Here is a 453-nt window from a genome sequence, read left to right as displayed (position 1 = left end):
CTTTATAATCAATATTTAATTCTTTCAAAATATTTATTTTGGATATAAAAATTCATATTTTGATAGTTCTTCTTTATTTGTATGAATTATTCCAATCATTTTAAATATGCATTTTTTATAATATATTCTGCATAATTTTTTTCTACCTTTATTTCATAATCTTTTATTATTATTTTTTTCTTAAATAATTGTTGATATAAAACAAAAGTTTCATATTCTCCGCCTTCTCCCGCAATATTTATTTTATATTTTTCTTTATATTCAATTAATTTTTTTATTATATTTTCATCTACAATTTTTCCTAAAATATTTATATCTAAAGGATATGTATANNNNCCAACAATTATAAACTGAAAATTATTTTCTAATAATTCATATAAATATTCTTTTTCATCCTTTAACCATAATGGATTAAAACAGCATAGATTTAATCTTTTACATATTCTTTGAAAT

At 17.4% G+C, this 453-nt stretch carries 1 protein-coding gene; it reads right to left on the bottom strand.

The window, feature by feature from the left end; translation table 11 throughout:
- Positions 1-95: 95 nt before the first annotated feature.
- On the bottom strand, positions 96-443 hold the full coding sequence (locus tag LUA84_RS03645) for a Dph6-related ATP pyrophosphatase (protein WP_457913389.1): 348 nt from the start codon (positions 441-443) through the stop codon (positions 96-98).
- Between the last annotated feature and the right edge of the window lie 10 nt (positions 444-453).

The organism is Candidatus Nanopusillus massiliensis (assembly GCF_920984865.1).
Note: the sequence above shows the minus strand (reverse complement) of the source record. Positions and strands in the feature narration are given on the sequence as shown.